Source organism: Streptomyces qaidamensis (genome assembly GCF_001611795.1).
In the GTDB taxonomy this organism is placed as follows: Bacteria; Actinomycetota; Actinomycetes; order Streptomycetales; family Streptomycetaceae; genus Streptomyces; species Streptomyces qaidamensis.
In genome coordinates, this window is sequence record NZ_CP015098.1 from 2,194,732 (window position 1) to 2,209,410 (window position 14,679).

Here is a 14,679-nt window from a genome sequence, read left to right on the forward strand (position 1 = left end):
AGAAACAGCAATCGCTTTCTACGGCTGAGGGGCCCACTCCGGGTCCCGCCCGCTCAGTCCCACCGCCCGGGCCAGCAGGGACGCCTCCGGCTCGACCGTGACGACGGGCCCGAAGATGGCGCCGCGGCCGGGGTCGTCGACGGACTCCGCGAGGAAGTCGTGACAGACCCGGAGCGCGGCCGGGTCGGGCTCGTACCGCTGACCGGTGGCGCGGGCCAGGTCCCAGCCGTGGACGACCAGTTCGTCGGTGGCGACCAGGCCCGCGATCCCGCCGGGCAGGTCCACGCTCCCGGCGCGGGTCATGCCGGTCCAGGCGGCAGGATCACGCCAGGCCTCGGCCATCTCGCCGAGCACCCTGGGCAGTTCCTCGCGCCAGCCGTGCCCGAGCTCGGGCACGGTGGAGTCCGGGCGGGTGTCGGTCGTGACACCCAGATCCTTGCGGCCTGCGTCACGGAAGGCGACGGCGAGCCCGGCGAGGTGGGCCAGCACGTTGCGCACCGCGTACTTCGGGCAGGGCGTCGGGTCCGCGAGCTGCTCGTCGGTGACGCCCGCCGCCAGGCGCGCCACCACCTCCGCCTGCGGTCCGAGGTCCACGGTCGGGGTCTGGGTCGTGTCGGTCATCGGCTGCTCCTCCTGGTTTCCGTTCCTGAGAGGCAGACCGACTCCGGCCACGAAACTCATCGCTACGGACTCGTGGCCCGTGGCCAGCCATCCTAAAATGGATATAGGGGTTATTCCAGGCACCTTCGGCGGCAGGTGGTGCGCGATGACACAGGACGTCGAGCTGAGGCTGCATCTGGAGTGTGAGTTGGCGGATGAGCCCGTGCGCGTGTTCCGGGAGCTGACCGACCCGGGGGAAGTGGCCCGCTGGTGGGGCCCCGACGGGTTCGGCACCCCGAGTGTGGAGATCGACCTCCGCCCCGGTGGCGCCTACCGGATCGCGATGCAGCCACCGGAAGGCGAGCTGTTCTACCTGGTGGGCGAATACATCGACGTCGATCCCCCGGTAGGCCTGTCGTACACCTTCCGCTGGGAGGATCCCGACCCCGAGGACCGGGAGACGGTGGTGACGCTGTCGCTGTACGACACCGACGTCAGACAGTCCCACCTCACCCTCGACCAGGGCGACTTCGCCACGGAGCGGCGGCGGGCCCTCCACGAGGAAGGCTGGGTTCAGGGCCTCGGCAAGCTCGGGGAAATGCTCGCCTCACAGTGGGATTGACCATCCCCACTGGAATTTCCTGGAATCAGGGCATCCTCCCGATCCCTCCGTACGGTCCTTAGCCGCACGATGGCCAGGCATGACGACGAAAACGACCTGGCCCCTCGTACGCGTCCTGCGCGACCCCGAGGCGGGCCTCTGCCTCTCCGGAGTGGTGGTCTCCGGCTTCGGCACCTCGGCCCTCTGGCTGGCCTCGGGCGTGTGGGTCAAGGATCTGACCGGCTCGGACGGCCTGGCAGCGCTGTGCATGCTCGCCCTGTGGGTGCCGACGCTGGCCGGCCCGCTGCTGGGCACCCTCGCCGACCGGGGCCGCCGCAAGCCGCTGCTGATCGGCGTGAACCTGCTGCTGGGCGCCCTCCTGCTCACCCTGGTGAGCATCGACGCCCCGGGCGACCTGTGGCTGCTGTACGCCGTTCTGTTCGTGTACGGGGCAGCGGGCGTCGTCCACGAGGCGGCCGAGTCGGCGCTGGTCGCGGCCGCCGTCGACCCTTCCCTGCTGGGCGACTTCAACGGCCTGCGCATGACGGCCACCGAGGGCATGAAGCTGCTGGCCCCGCTGGCGGGCGCGGGTCTGTACGCGGCGTACGGCGGTGCGAGCGTCGCCCTCCTGGACGCGGCGACGTTCGTGCTGGCCACAGGGGTGTACGCGCTGCTCCGTGTGCGGGAGGAGAAGCCCGCGCCGGACCGCGGCGGGCGCCGGCGCCGGAGCGCGGAGGGGGCCCGCCACCTGTGGGCGCACCCCGTGCTGCGCCCCCTGGTCCTGGCGGGCGGCGCCACGATGCTGTGCGCCGGACTGAACGGGGCGATGGTGTACGCCGTCGTCGACGGCCTCGGGCACTCCCCGGCGTACGCCGGTGTGCTGTACGCCGTGCAGGGCGCGGGTTCGGTGGCGGTCGGCCTGCTCTCCGGCCCCGCCCTGCGCCGGCTGGGGGCGCGGCACTTCGGGGCCTACGGCATCGCCCTGCTGGCACTCGCGGTGGCCCTGCGGGCGGTGCCGTCCGACCCGGTTGCGCTCGTGTGCAGCGCGGCGATCGGCGCGGGGCTGCCCGCGGTGCTGATCGCCGCGCTGACGTCCGTGCAGCGCGAGACGCCCGGTGCGCTGCTGGGCCGGGTCACGGCCACCGCCCACACGCTGGTGTACGCGCCGAACGTGGCCGGGCTGGCCGCCGGGGCGGCCCTGGTGGAGCCGGTGGGCCACCGGCCGGTGCTGGTGGCCCTGGGCGTGGCCCTGCTGGTGACGGCGGCGGCGCTGTGCGCTCCCCCGGCCGGGGCCGAAGCCGCCCCGGGGCGGTGAGGGCGACCCCTCAGCGCCCGGCGAGGGCGGAGCGGACCGTGTCCAGATCGTCGTCGGACGCCAGTCCGGCGTGATACAGCCGCAGTTCGGTGGCGCCCAGCCGCCGTGCCTCGGCGGCGTCGGCGGCGAGGGTGCCGGGGCTGCCGCCCATGCCCGAGACGACGGTGAAGTTGGCGGCGATGACGGCGCGCTCGCGCTCCTGCCGTGCGAACGGCGTGAGGGTGCCGGTGCCGCCCGCGCAGGGGACGACCACACCGTCCGCGACGGACAGGATGTGCTCCGGGTCGACGCCGGGGTTGGCTCCGACGTGGTACGAGACGGGGTCCGCGTGCAGCAGCACCTGGAAGCCGTCGGGAGCGGCTGCCCGGACCGCCGCGACGGCCTGTTCCTGGAGCGTGCGGGCGGTTTCGTCGCGGTACGCGCGCGTGGTGTTCGCGAGGGTCTCGCCGAGGAGTTTCTCGATGCCCGCCCAGGCTCCGTCGGAGGGCGCTCCCTGCCACACCGGCTCCAGCGCGGTCCGTACGGCGGCGGCCAGCCGGTCGGCGTCCAGGCCGTGCCGGCCGTAGCCCTCCCGGCAGGACGGGCAGAAGCACAGTGCCATCAGGTACTGGCCGGCGTCCCCGAGGCCGACGCCGCCGGTCTTGTCGTGGGCGTGCAGATGCTGCAGCCCGTACCAGCCGAGGGATTCCAGCTCGGTGCCGCGCGCTCCGGGCCGGACGGCGGCCTCGGCGGCCAGATCGGTCAGGTAGGCGCGCGTGGCGGGCTGTGCGATGCAGGGCGCCCAGGGGTAACGGTCACCGTAGGCGTTGACGACCGAGGTGTCCGGGTGCTCGGCGCCCAGGCGGGAGTTGTGCGCGAGGACGACCCAGGTGTGCACCTCCAGACCGGCCTCGGTGAGCACGCCCGCGGCCTCGCCGAAGGCGTCCCCGGGGGCCCAGGCGCCGGCCGCGTAGGGCCGCAGCTCGCGTCCGGCCCAGCGGTCGTCCGCCGGGTACAGCACCGCGGCGTGCTCGGCGGTGACGATGCGGTGGCGCGGGTGGCGGGGCGTGAGGGCACGGGTGGAGTGGTAGGCGGCGGCCAGGGTCACCTGGTCCACGCCGAGCGCGGCGATCCGTGCGGGTGCCTCCGGATCCCCGTTGACGTCCCAGGGGTAGACGAATGCCGACGCCTTCACTTGGCCTCCTCCAGCAGCGCGTGGCCCCGCTCGATCAGTTCGGCGAGCTGCTTCACATGATCCCCGCTCGGCTCGTGCAGCGGGGGCCGCACCTCCCCCACGTCCAGGCCGCGCAGCCGTACGCCGGCCTTGACCAGGGCGACCGCGTAGCCGCGGCCCCGGTCGCGCAGTTCGACGAACGGGCGGTAGAAGCCGTCCAGCAGCTTCGCCACGGTGGCGTCGTCGCCGGTCCTGAGGGCCTGGTGGAAGGCGAGGGCGATCTCCGGCGCGAAGCAGAACACGGCCGACGAGTAGAGCGTGACCCCGAGGGCCCGGTAGGCGAGCTGGGTCTGCTCGGCGGTCGGCAGGCCGTTGAAGTAGAGGAAGTCCCCCGGGGCTTCGCAGCGGACGGCGCTGACGACGCGCTGCATGAGGTCGAGGTCGCCGAGCCCGTCCTTCAGGCCGATGATCCCGTCCGTGCGGGCGAGTGCGACGACCGTCTGCGGGGTGAACACGGCGTTGTCGCGCTGGTAGACGATGACCGGAAGGGCGGTCGCGGCGGCCACCTCGCGGTAGTGCCGCAGCAGCCCCTCCTGCCCGGCGACGACGAGGTAGGGCGGCATGGCGAGCAGTCCGTCCGCCCCGGCGGCCTCGGCGAGGCGGGCGTAGCGCACGGCGAGCGCGGTGCCGTACCCGGCGCCGGCGACGACCGGCACCCGCCCGTCGGCGGCCTCGACGGCGACCCGGACGCAGCCCTCGAACTCCTCGGGCGTCAGCGCGTGGAACTCGCCGGTGCCGCAGCAGGCGAACACGGCGGCGGCTCCGGCCTCCACCCCGCGCCGGACGTGCGTGCGGTAGGTATCGAGGTCCACGGAGCCGTCGGGTCCATAGGCGGTGACCGGGAAGAACAGCGGCCCGCTGGGGATGTCGAGTCGTGTGGCGAGAGGGGCTGGCGTCACAAGCTCTCCCGGTTCCATATTCATGATTGGCGTCTATATTTCTGAACAACTCCACGCTAAGGCGCCGCCTCGGCGCCGGTCAAGCGCGCACACCCGCGACGCACCTGCGGATTCGCCCCCTCCGCGGCATACTTGACGGGCTCCACCCCAGCTCCTTAGCGTGTCCACGCATATGAATGCCGTGCGCTCATGTGCATGGTTGGCGATCAAGGAGACCCGAGGATGCCCGCTCCCCGCACCGTCCTGCTCACCGGCGCCGCCGGCGGCCTCGGCACCCTGATGCGGGACCTGCTCCCTGCCTACGGCTACGACCTGCGCCTGCTGGACCTGCGCCCGGTCGAGGGCGAGCCCGACGCGATCACCGCCGACCTGGCCGACCGGGACGCCGTGCGCGAGGCCGTCCGGGGCGTCGACGCGATCCTCCACCTCGCGGGCATCTCCCTGGAAGCGCCCTTCGAGAAGATCCTCAAGGCCAATATCGAGGGCACCTACCACCTCTACGAGGCCGCCCGCGAAGAAGGCGTCGGCAGGATCGTCTTCGCCTCCTCCAACCACGCCGTCGGCTACACCCCGCGCCCCCGGGGCGACGCCCCCCTCATCCCGGTCGACACCCCGCGCCGCCCGGACACCTTCTACGGCCTGTCCAAGTGCTTCGGCGAGGATCTCGCACAGCTCTACTGGGACAGGCACGGCCTGGAGACGGTCTCGGTGCGCATCGGCTCCTGCTTCCCCGCGCCGACCAGTGTGCGCATGCTCTCGGTGTGGATGAGCCCCGCCGACGGCGCCCGCCTCTTCCACGCGGCCCTGACCGCCGAGCACGTCGGCCACACCGTCGTGCACGGCTCCTCCGCCAACACCCGGCTGTGGTGGGACCTCACCAGCGCCCGGGCGCTCGGCTACGAGCCGCAGGACGACTCCGAGCCGTACGCCGAGAAGCTCATCGCCGAGCAGGGCGAACTGCAGGACGGCAACGAGGCGCACGCCTACCTGGGCGGCCAGTTCGTGACGGACCCGCCGGTCTGGCCGTACTGACCGGACAGAGCCCGAACCAGGGCGGGCGGGCAGAGAACGGGCCCGCCCGCAGGCGGATCCGGGCACGAGCCGTGCCCCGGTCGTAGGCGCGACAGCGCCACGCCCGGGGGCGCGGGGACCGCGCGACCAGCCACGACGAACCCGCGGCCGCCACACCACAGCACCCCCCGCATCATGGGCCCGCCCCGCCCGAACGGGCACACGCGGGCAGTATCGGGCCCAGGTCAGGCCTGGTCACCACATCCCACCCCCTGTAGAACTTCCCCCAAGGCCCGACCGAGGGCCCGAACGGGCAGCACAGCAGGAAGGTGGGTGACGGCCATGAACAGGACCGCGGAAGAACGCCAGCGCGAGATCGTGCTGGCCGCGCGGCGGGACGGCTCGGTCGACGTCACCGCCCTCGCCACCGAGCTGGGCGTTGCCAAGGAAACCGTACGAAGGGACCTGCGCGTCCTGGAGGACCACGGCCTGCTCCGCCGCACCCATGGCGGCGCCTACCCCGTGGAGAGCGCCGGCTTCGAGACGACGCTCGCCTTCCGGGCCACCAGCCACGTCCCCGAGAAGCGCCGGGTCGCGGCCGCCGCGGCCGAGCTGCTCGGCGACGCCGAGACCGTCTTCGTCGACGAGGGCTACACCCCCCAGCTCATCGCCGAGGCGCTCCCCCGGGACCGGCCGCTGACCGTGGTCACCGCGTCCCTGCCGGTCGCGGGCGCCCTCGCCGAGGCCGAGCACGTCTCCGTGCTGCTGCTCGGCGGCCGGGTGCGGCGCGGCACCCTCGCCACCGTCGACCACTGGACGACGAAGATGCTGTCCGGCTTCGTCATCGACCTGGCGTTCATCGGCGCCAACGGCATTTCCCGCGAACACGGCCTCACCACCCCCGACCCGGCCGTCAGCGAGGTCAAGACGCAGGCGATCCGGGCCGCCCGGCGCGTGGTCTTCGCGGGCGTGCACACCAAGTTCGGAGCGGTCAGCTTCTGCCGGTTCGCCGAGGTCGGCACGCTGGAGACGATCGTGACGAGCACCCTGCTGCCGGCCGCCGAGGCCCACCGCTACTCGCTGCTCGGACCGCAGGTCATCCGCGTCTGATCGCACGTCCACCCACCTCCCCCAGGGCGACCGCACGCCCTGCGATGCCCCTTATCTCCCTATACATCCAGGAGCGATCCATGCGAACCCAGAGCCGACGACGGCCACCGCGAGCCCCGCTCGCCCTGGCCGCCGCAGGGACGCTGCTCGCCCCGCTGCTCTCCGGCTGCTGGGTCGGCGCGGGCGGGGCCGGATCCGGCGGCGACGCCATCAACGTCCTCATGGTCAACAATCCCCAGATGGTCGAGCTGCAGAAGCTGACCCGCGCCCACTTCACCCGGGAGACGGGCATCAAGGTCAACTTCACCGTCCTGCCCGAGAACGACGTCCGCGACAAGATCAGCCAGGACTTCGCCAACCAGGCCGGCCAGTACGACGTCGCCACCCTGTCCAACTACGAGATACCGATCTACGCCCGCAACGGCTGGCTGCACGAGATGAACGGCTACGTCGCGAAGGACCCCGCCTACGACGAGCAGGACGTCCTGAAGCCGATGCGCCAGTCCCTCACCGCGGACGACGGCAAGCTCTACGGCCAGCCCTTCTACGGCGAGTCGTCCTTCCTCATGTACCGCAAGGACGTGTTCGACAAGCACGGCCTGACGATGCCCGCGCACCCCACCTGGCAGCAGGTGGCGGACCTGGCCGCGAAGGCGGACGGCGCCGAGCCCGGCATGAAGGGCATCTGCCTGCGCGGCCTGCCCGGCTGGGGTGAGGTGATGGCACCGCTGACGACGGTCGTGAACACCTTCGGCGGCACCTGGTTCGACAAGAACTGGAAGGCGCAGCTCGACTCCCCCGCCTTCGAGAAGGCGACGAAGTTCTATGTCGACCTGGTGCGCGAGCACGGCGAGTCCGGCGCCGCCCAGTCCGGCTTCGCCGAGTGCCTGAACAACATGACCCAGGGCAAGGTCGCCATGTGGTACGACGCCACCTCCGCGGCCGGTTCCCTGGAGGCCGCCGACTCCCCGGTCAAGGGCAAGGTCGGCTACGCCCCCGCCCCCGTCGAGAAGACCGAGTCCTCGGGCTGGCTCTACACCTGGGCCTGGGGCATCCAGAAGGCGTCCCGCAACCCGGACAACGCCTGGAAGTTCGTCTCCTGGGCGTCCGGCAAGGGCTACGAGGAACTGGTCGGCGACGAGGTCGGCTGGTCGAACGTCCCGGCCGGCAAGCGGGCCTCCACGTACGCCAACGCCGACTACCGCAAGGAGGCCGCCGCCTTCCAGGAGATGACCAAGGAGGCCATCGAGCAGGCCCGGCCGAACGACCCCGGCGTGCAGCCGCGGCCCGCGCCCGGCATCCAGTTCGTCGGCATCCCCGAGTTCACCGACCTCGGCACCAAGGTCTCCCAGGAGATCAGCGCGGCCATCGCCGGACGCCAGTCCGTCGAGTCGGCCCTGAAGAAGGCTCAGGCGCTCGCCGAGAAGATCTCCGAGGAGTACGAGGGACGATGACCGCCACGACAACGGCCCCCGTGGCCGCACCCCGGACGGGCGCCCCGGCCCGCCCACCCTCCGCCCGGCTGCGCGCCTGGGCGACCCGGGCCCCGCTGCTGCCCGCCCTGATCTTCATGATCGTCGTCACCCAGCTGCCCTTCGTGGCCACGCTGGTGATCTCGTTCTTCGACTGGAACAGCCTCTACCCGGACGCCCGGCACTTCACCGGCCTGGACAACTACCAAGAGGTCCTCACCGACCCGGACCTGCGCCACTCGGTGTGGACGACCGTGCTGCTGACGGTGGCGGTGGTGCTGGCCAGCCTGGTGCTGGGACTGGTCCTCGCGCTCCTGCTGGACCGGCGGTTCCGCGGCCGGGGCATCGTACGGACGCTGCTGATCGCGCCGTTCCTGGTGGTGCCGGTCGCGGCGGCCCTGCTCTGGAAGCATGTGCTCTACAACCCTGAATACGGCCTGTTCAATGGGCTGTTGCACTATGTGGGCGGGCCACAGCCCGACTGGATCTCCAGCACCCCGCTGCTCGCGGTCGAGGCATCCCTCGTCTGGCAGTGGACGCCTTTCATGATGCTGATCCTGCTCGCCGGCCTGCAGAGCCGCGACCACGAGCAGATCGAGGCGGCCCGGGTCGACGGCGCGAGCGACTGGCAGATCTTCGTCCACCTGACGCTCCCGCACCTGCGCCGCTACCTCGAACTGGGCGCCCTGCTGGGCTCGATCTACATCGTCCAGAACTTCGACGCGGTCTTCACGATCACCTCCGGCGGCCTCGGCACCGCCAACCTCCCCTACACCGTCTACCAGAGCTTCTACCAGGCCCACGAGAACGGCCTCGCCTCGGCCGCGGGCGTCCTGGTCGTCATCGGCTCGATCGTCATCGCGACCTTCGCCCTGCGCGTGGTGTCGTCCCTGTTCCGCGAGGAGGTGTCCCGCGCATGAGCACGACCGCACCACACGCCCGCCGTGTCCGTGGCAAGGGGGCGGGCCTGGGCCTGCTGGCCTGGCTGCTCGGCATCGCGTTCTTCCTGCCCATCGCGTGGATGGCGCTGACGTCCTTCCACTCGGAGACGGACGCGGCGACCAACCCGCCGTCCTTCGCGGCCGCCCTGACCCTGGACGGCTACCGCGAGTTCTTCGGCGCGGGCGGCGGCGCGAGCCCCTGGCCGGCACTGATCAACTCCACGGTCGCGTCCGTGGCCTCGACCCTGCTGGTCCTGCTGCTGGCCTTCCCGGCGGCCTACGCGCTGTCCATCAACCGGGTCCGCAAGTGGACGGACGTCCTGTTCTTCTTCCTCTCCACGAAGATGCTGCCGGCCGTGGCGGGCCTGCTCCCGATCTACCTCTTCGCCAAGAACGCCGGGATGCTCGACAACATCTGGCTGCTGGTCATCCTCTACACCTCCATGAACCTGCCGATCGCGGTGTGGATGATGCAGTCCTTCCTCGCCGAGATCCCGGTCGCGGTGATCGAGGCCGCCCGGGTGGACGGAGCACGACTGCCCACGGTCCTCGCGCGCGTGGTCGCCCCGATCTCCCTCCCCGGTATCGCCGCCACCGCCCTGATCTGCTTCATCTTCAGCTGGAACGAACTGCTCTTCGCCCGGGTGCTCACGGGTGTGGTCGCCGAGACCGCCCCCGTCTTCCTGACCGGCTTCATCACCAGCCAGGGCCTGTTCCTGGCGAAGGTGTGCGCCGCGTCGCTCGTCATCTCCCTGCCGGTGCTCGCCGCGGGGTTCGCCGCCCAGGACAAGCTGGTCCAGGGTCTGTCGTTGGGAGCCGTGAAATGAAGGCCGCCGTCATCGAGTCCGTGGGCAAGGCCGTCGTCGCCGAGGTCCCCGACCCGACGCCCGGCCCGCGCGAGGTCGTGGTCGAGGTCGCGGCCTGCGGCCTGTGCGGAACCGACCTCCACATTCTCCAGGGCGAGTTCGCCCCGAAGCTGCCGATCGTGCCCGGGCACGAGTTCGCGGGCGAGGTGGTCGGGGTCGGCACCCGGGTCACGGAGGTGGCGGTGGGCGACCGGGTCGCCGTCGACCCGTCCCTCTACTGCTACGAGTGCCGCTACTGCCGCACCGGCCACAACAACCTCTGCGAACGCTGGGCGGCGATCGGCGTGACCACGGCCGGGGGCGCGGCACAGTACGCCCTCGCCCCGGTGGCGAACTGCGTGAAGCTCCCGGAACACGTCCGCACCGAGGACGCGGCGCTCGTCGAGCCCCTCTCCTGCGCCGTGCGCGGCTACGACGTCCTGCAGGCCCGTCTCGGCGCGCACGTGCTGATCTACGGCTCGGGCACCATGGGCCTGATGATGCTGGAGCTGGCCAAGCGCACGGGCGCGGCGAGCGTGGACGTCGTCGACGTGAACCCTGCCCGCCTGGAGACGGCCCGCCGCCTGGGCGTCTCGGCGGCGGCGACGAACCCCGACGAACTGGACCGCCCCCAGGGCTGGGACCTGGTCGTGGACGCCACGGGCAACGCGGCGGCGATCCAGGACGGACTGGACCGGGTGGCGAAGGCGGGCACGTTCCTGCAGTTCGGTGTGGCCGACTACGCGACGCGGGTGACGATCGACCCGTACCGCATCTACAACCAGGAGATCACCATCACCGGCTCGATGGCGGTGCTGCACAGCTTCGAGCGGGCCGCGGAGCTCTTCGCGAACGGCGTCCTCGACCCCGATGTCTTCATCAGCGACCGCATCCCGCTGGAGCGGTACCCGCAGGCGCTGGAGCAGTTCGCGGCGGGGGTCGGCCGCAAGATCGTCGTCGTGCCGTAGGGAAGGGACCACCGCGGGCGGGGGCAGGCGAAATTCGCTGGGACGCCTGCTCCCCGCCTCGTACCCTCACGGCATGCCGAGACCTCACGGATTCACCTACGAGCAGCACACCGGCGGCACCGTCCGCATCAGTCACCACGGCCGCCCCGCCACCACCCTGAACGGCCCCCGGGCCGCGCAGTTCCTCGCCGAGGTCGAGACCTCCGACCCCCAGCTCGTCATGGCCCGCTGGACCGGCAACTACAAGCGGGGCAACGAACGCATCGCCCGCGCCCATCCCCGCAATCGCCGCTGAGAGCCCCAGCGATCGCCGGTGACCCGATTGGCGGCAAGGTAAGGGAACGGCAAAACCGCCTCGCTCGTTCACCCGGCATGACAGCTATGACCCCTGGCTCGAACATCCCCCTGTCCGCCGCCCGCGTGACGGTGGACGTCGCCGCCCCGGTGCGGCTCGACGTATCGGGCCTGCTGCTCACCGCCGACGGCAAGGTGCGCTCCGACGACGACTTCATCTTCTACAACCAGCCGTCCGGCCCCGGCGTGACGTACCGCTCGGGCGGCGGCAGTGCGCCCGACGCGATCGTCGTCGACACGGCGGCCGTGCCCCCGGGCATCGAGAAGATCGTCGTCACGGCGAGCCCGGACGCCGCGGGCCAGACCTTCCAGAGCATCGAGCCGACGGCCACCATCCGCAACGCGGACGACGGCTCCGTCCTGGCCACGTTCACGCCGCCGCAGCTCGGCAGTGAGACGGCCCTGGTCATCGTGGAGGTCTACCAGCGAGGCGGCCAGTGGAAGGCCCGGGCCGTCGGCCAGGGATACGCCAACGGCCTCGCGGGCATCGCCACGGACTTCGGTGTCACGGTGGAGGAGCCGGCCGCGGCCGCCCCGCCCCAGCCGGTGACCCCGCCGCCGGCCCCGGTGCAGCCGCCGGCCCCGCCCGTCTCCGCCCCCGCCGCGCCCCCGGCCGCCCCGGCCACGCCTCCTCCGCCCGCGCCCGGCGCCGGGAAGATCAACCTGGACAAGGGCCGCGTCAGCCTCCAGAAGAACCAGACGGTCTCCCTGATCAAGGGCGGCCGCCCCCTGCTCTCCCAGGTCAGGATGGGTCTCGGCTGGGAGCCCGCGTACCGCGGCAAGGACATCGACCTGGACGCCTCGGTCATCGCCTACGGCCCGCAGCGCAACCACATCGACAGCTGCTACTTCGGCAAGCTCCAGATCGTCGGCGGCGCGATCCGGCACTCCGGCGACAACCTCACGGGCGAGGGCGGCGGGGACGACGAGACCATCATGGTCGACCTCGGCCGCCTGCCCCAGGAGGTCACCGGCCTGGTCTTCACGGTCAACTCCTTCTCCGGCCAGAAGTTCACCGAGGTCGCCAAGGCCTACTGCCGCCTCATGGACGGCACCACCGGCGAGGAACTGGTCCGTTTCGACCTCACCAGCGCCGAGCCGCAGACCGGCGTGATGATGGCCAAGCTCGTCCGCCAGTTCTCCGGCGAGTGGGACATGACGGCCATGGGCGACTTCGTGAAGTCCCGCACGGTGAGGGGAATGGTGAAGCCGGCGGCGCAGGCCCTGTAACCCACCGAACCGGCCTCCGGGACGCCCCCTCATCCAGGGGGCGTCCGGCTCACCGGATCAGCGGCGCTCCGCCACCAAGCCCTCCATCAGCAGCGTCAGATACCGCCGGATGTGCCGGCCCTCCCCGTCCGCCAGTTCGGACGCCGTCGCCACCCCGTGCGCCAGCCGCAGCACGTCGACCGGCTCGACGTCCCGCCGCAGCGTGCCCGCCTCCTGCGCCGCCCGGACCAGCCGCCCCGCCGCGGCCTTGACCGAGTCGCCGCAGGCCGTGTTCACGAGGGCGCCGGAGTCCGTGACGGCCGGCCCCAGCAGCGCCTTCAGCCCCCGCATCCGGATCATCCCGGCGCCCAGTTCGTACAGCCACTCCCCCAGCGCCTCGCCCGGCGGCAGTTCGGCCGCGAGCGCATCGGCCCGGGCCGCGATCACCTCGACGCGGTCCAGGTACGCGGCCTCCAGCAGCGCCTGCCGGGTCGGGAAGTGCCGGTACAGCGTGCCGGAGCCGACCCCGGCCCGCTTGGCGATGTCGTCGAGCGACGCGCCTTCCCCATGCTCGGCGAAGGCCTCGACGGCGACCGTCAGCAACCGCTCGTAGTTGCGCCGGGCGTCCGCCCGCATGGGCCTGACCTGCGCCACGCGACCACTCCTCACCGACCGGGACCTGGCGGGTCCTTTCTCCGCACCCTACCGAGAGGCCGGACCCGGGGCCCGCCCTCACATCTTCAGCGCTCCGCCGCGGGGTCCCGCAGGAAGTGCGGCGCCCCGAACAGGAGAGGACGTTGAGGTTCGCCAGTGCCACCTGGAACGTGACCTTCTCCGGGTCGATCATCACGACCAGGGGCCAGATGGAGTCGTTCCACGGCCTCGAAGTGCACGGTGTCAAGGGACCGGCGCGGCTGATCTGCCGGAGGCCGGGCGGCCGGAACGTCAGGCGGAGTCGCGCACCACGAGTTCGGGTGTCACCCACGCGTCGGCGCCCCGCAGCGGCTCCTCGCCCGCGCGCAGCCGGGCCACCTGCTCCACGGCCAGCCGCCCCAGCTGCCGCTTGTCGATGTGCAGGGTGGTCAGGGCGGGTTCGACCAGGTCACCCAGGGAGAGGCCGTCGAAGCCGAGCACGGCCAGGTCGTCCGGGACGCTCCGGCCGCGGCGGCGGGCGGTGCGCATCGCCCCGACCGCGATGAGGTCGTTGAAGCCGAAGACCGCGGTGATCTCGGGCCGCGCGGCCAGCAGCCGTTCCATGCCGGCCTCGCCGCCTGCCACGCTGTGCTCGGGGCACATCACGACCCAGCTCTCGTCGGCCGGCAGGCCGAGCCGCCGTGCCTGCTCCAGGAAGGCCTGTCTGCGGGGACCGGGGCCGTGCACGCCGTCCAGCATGCCGATCCTGCGGTGCCCCGCGCGGAACAGGTGGTTCATGCCCTGCTCGACCCCGGTGGCGGCGTCGATGCCCACGGCCGCGAACCGGGTCTGCTGCGGGCCGCGCTCCAGCAGCACCAGCGGTACGCCGCCGAGATGCCGGGTGAGCACGTCGTCCGGGTCCTTGAAGTAGCCCACGACGGCGTCCGCCTGGTGGGAGAGCACGTCGAGCGCCTCCCGCTCCCTGGCCTCGTCGATCCGGGAGTCCCACACGACGACCTGCCAGCCGCGCTGCTCGGCCGCCTCCAGCACGCCGGCGGCCACCTCGGGGAAGAACGGGTTGCGCAAGTCCGGGATGACCAGGCCGGCCGTCACCGCGCCCTTCTGGACGAGCCCGCGCGCGAACCGGCTCGGCCGGTAGTCCAGGAGCCGCGCCGCCTCCAGGACCCGCTCCTTGGTGCCGGGGTCGATCTCACCCTTGTCGTTGACCGCCCGGGAGACCGTCTGGCGGGACACCCCGGCCAGGCGGGCGACGTCGTGGATCGTGGCCCGGCGCCGCGCACCGGCGGGCCGCTCGGCACTCGGCTCCGCACGCTGATTGTCCGTCCACACGTCCAGCACTGTATCCGGCACTCCGGCCGCCCCGTCAGGGGCAGCCGGACGTCATCGGAACGGCGCGAGGGGACAGGACGCCGACCGACTGATCGTTGACGTGCCAACCGCTGCGGGCGGCCACGGACACACCCCGGCACGGCCCCGACCCGCACCCC

15 protein-coding genes are annotated in these 14,679 nt (G+C 72.1%); 10 read left to right on the forward strand and 5 right to left on the reverse strand.

Translation table 11 applies throughout. From position 1 onward, the window contains the following. Positions 1-18: 18 nt before the first annotated feature. On the reverse strand, positions 19-621 hold the full coding sequence (locus A4E84_RS09595; protein ID WP_062931380.1) for a TIGR03086 family metal-binding protein: 603 nt from the start codon (positions 619-621) through the stop codon (positions 19-21). Between the two features lie 145 nt (positions 622-766). On the opposite strand from A4E84_RS09595, the gene A4E84_RS09600 reads away from it, so the two are divergent. Next, a complete protein-coding gene (locus A4E84_RS09600; RefSeq protein ID WP_062926137.1) occupies positions 767-1,222 on the forward strand; it encodes an SRPBCC family protein in 456 nt (151 codons plus the stop codon). A 79-nt stretch (positions 1,223-1,301) separates the two neighbouring features. After that, the gene (locus tag A4E84_RS09605; RefSeq protein WP_062926138.1) at positions 1,302-2,516 is read left to right on the forward strand and encodes an MFS transporter; all 1,215 of its coding nucleotides are present in this window, start codon (positions 1,302-1,304) and stop codon (positions 2,514-2,516) included. A gap of 10 nt (positions 2,517-2,526) precedes the next feature. Here the strand turns inward: A4E84_RS09605 and A4E84_RS09610 are convergent, their stop codons facing one another. Together A4E84_RS09610 and A4E84_RS09615 are read right to left on the reverse strand one after the other, a co-directional pair. Continuing rightward, positions 2,527-3,690, reverse strand: a complete 1,164-nt coding sequence (locus A4E84_RS09610) for a hypothetical protein (protein ID WP_062926139.1) — start codon at positions 3,688-3,690, stop codon at positions 2,527-2,529. Further along, positions 3,687-4,628, reverse strand: a complete 942-nt coding sequence (locus A4E84_RS09615; RefSeq protein WP_062926140.1) for a 5-dehydro-4-deoxyglucarate dehydratase — start codon at positions 4,626-4,628, stop codon at positions 3,687-3,689. Before A4E84_RS09615 ends, A4E84_RS09610 begins: the two co-directional genes overlap by 4 nt. 222 nt (positions 4,629-4,850) lie before the next feature. Between A4E84_RS09615 and A4E84_RS09620 the strand changes: the two genes are divergently transcribed. The 8 genes from A4E84_RS09620 (at position 4,851) to A4E84_RS09655 (ending at position 12,559) form a co-directional block, all read left to right on the forward strand. Then, positions 4,851-5,660 carry an NAD-dependent epimerase/dehydratase family protein gene (locus A4E84_RS09620; RefSeq protein ID WP_062926141.1) on the forward strand — a complete coding sequence of 270 codons (810 nt, stop codon included), beginning with the start codon at positions 4,851-4,853 and terminating at the stop codon, positions 5,658-5,660. Positions 5,661-5,981: 321 nt separating this feature from the next. Then, positions 5,982-6,749 (forward strand): DeoR/GlpR family DNA-binding transcription regulator, encoded by a 768-nt coding sequence (locus tag A4E84_RS09625; protein ID WP_062926142.1) that lies wholly within the window; start codon positions 5,982-5,984, stop codon positions 6,747-6,749. Positions 6,750-6,829: 80 nt separating this feature from the next. After that, positions 6,830-8,203 (forward strand): ABC transporter substrate-binding protein, encoded by a 1,374-nt coding sequence (locus A4E84_RS09630; RefSeq protein ID WP_062926143.1) that lies wholly within the window; start codon positions 6,830-6,832, stop codon positions 8,201-8,203. Then, positions 8,200-9,141 carry a carbohydrate ABC transporter permease gene (locus tag A4E84_RS09635; protein ID WP_062926144.1) on the forward strand — a complete coding sequence of 314 codons (942 nt, stop codon included), beginning with the start codon at positions 8,200-8,202 and terminating at the stop codon, positions 9,139-9,141. Before A4E84_RS09630 ends, A4E84_RS09635 begins: the two co-directional genes overlap by 4 nt. Then, complete coding sequence (locus tag A4E84_RS09640; protein ID WP_062926145.1) at positions 9,138-9,989, forward strand: carbohydrate ABC transporter permease; 852 nt, start codon at positions 9,138-9,140, stop codon at positions 9,987-9,989. The genes A4E84_RS09635 and A4E84_RS09640 overlap by 4 nt, the downstream gene beginning before the upstream one ends. Then, positions 9,986-10,975 carry a zinc-dependent alcohol dehydrogenase family protein gene (locus A4E84_RS09645; RefSeq protein ID WP_062926146.1) on the forward strand — a complete coding sequence of 330 codons (990 nt, stop codon included), beginning with the start codon at positions 9,986-9,988 and terminating at the stop codon, positions 10,973-10,975. Before A4E84_RS09640 ends, A4E84_RS09645 begins: the two co-directional genes overlap by 4 nt. Before the next feature lie 73 nt (positions 10,976-11,048). Further along, positions 11,049-11,270, forward strand: a complete 222-nt coding sequence (locus A4E84_RS09650) for a hypothetical protein (RefSeq protein WP_062926147.1) — start codon at positions 11,049-11,051, stop codon at positions 11,268-11,270. An 86-nt stretch (positions 11,271-11,356) separates the two neighbouring features. Then, on the forward strand, positions 11,357-12,559 hold the full coding sequence (locus tag A4E84_RS09655) for a TerD family protein (protein WP_107308291.1): 1,203 nt from the start codon (positions 11,357-11,359) through the stop codon (positions 12,557-12,559). A 57-nt stretch (positions 12,560-12,616) separates the two neighbouring features. On the opposite strand, the gene A4E84_RS09660 is transcribed toward A4E84_RS09655, so the two are convergent. Together A4E84_RS09660 and A4E84_RS09665 are read right to left on the reverse strand one after the other, a co-directional pair. Continuing rightward, positions 12,617-13,192, reverse strand: a complete 576-nt coding sequence (locus A4E84_RS09660; protein ID WP_062926149.1) for a TetR/AcrR family transcriptional regulator — start codon at positions 13,190-13,192, stop codon at positions 12,617-12,619. Between the two features lie 291 nt (positions 13,193-13,483). Further along, positions 13,484-14,521 (reverse strand): LacI family DNA-binding transcriptional regulator, encoded by a 1,038-nt coding sequence (locus A4E84_RS09665; RefSeq protein WP_079129347.1) that lies wholly within the window; start codon positions 14,519-14,521, stop codon positions 13,484-13,486. Positions 14,522-14,679: the final 158 nt, after the last annotated feature.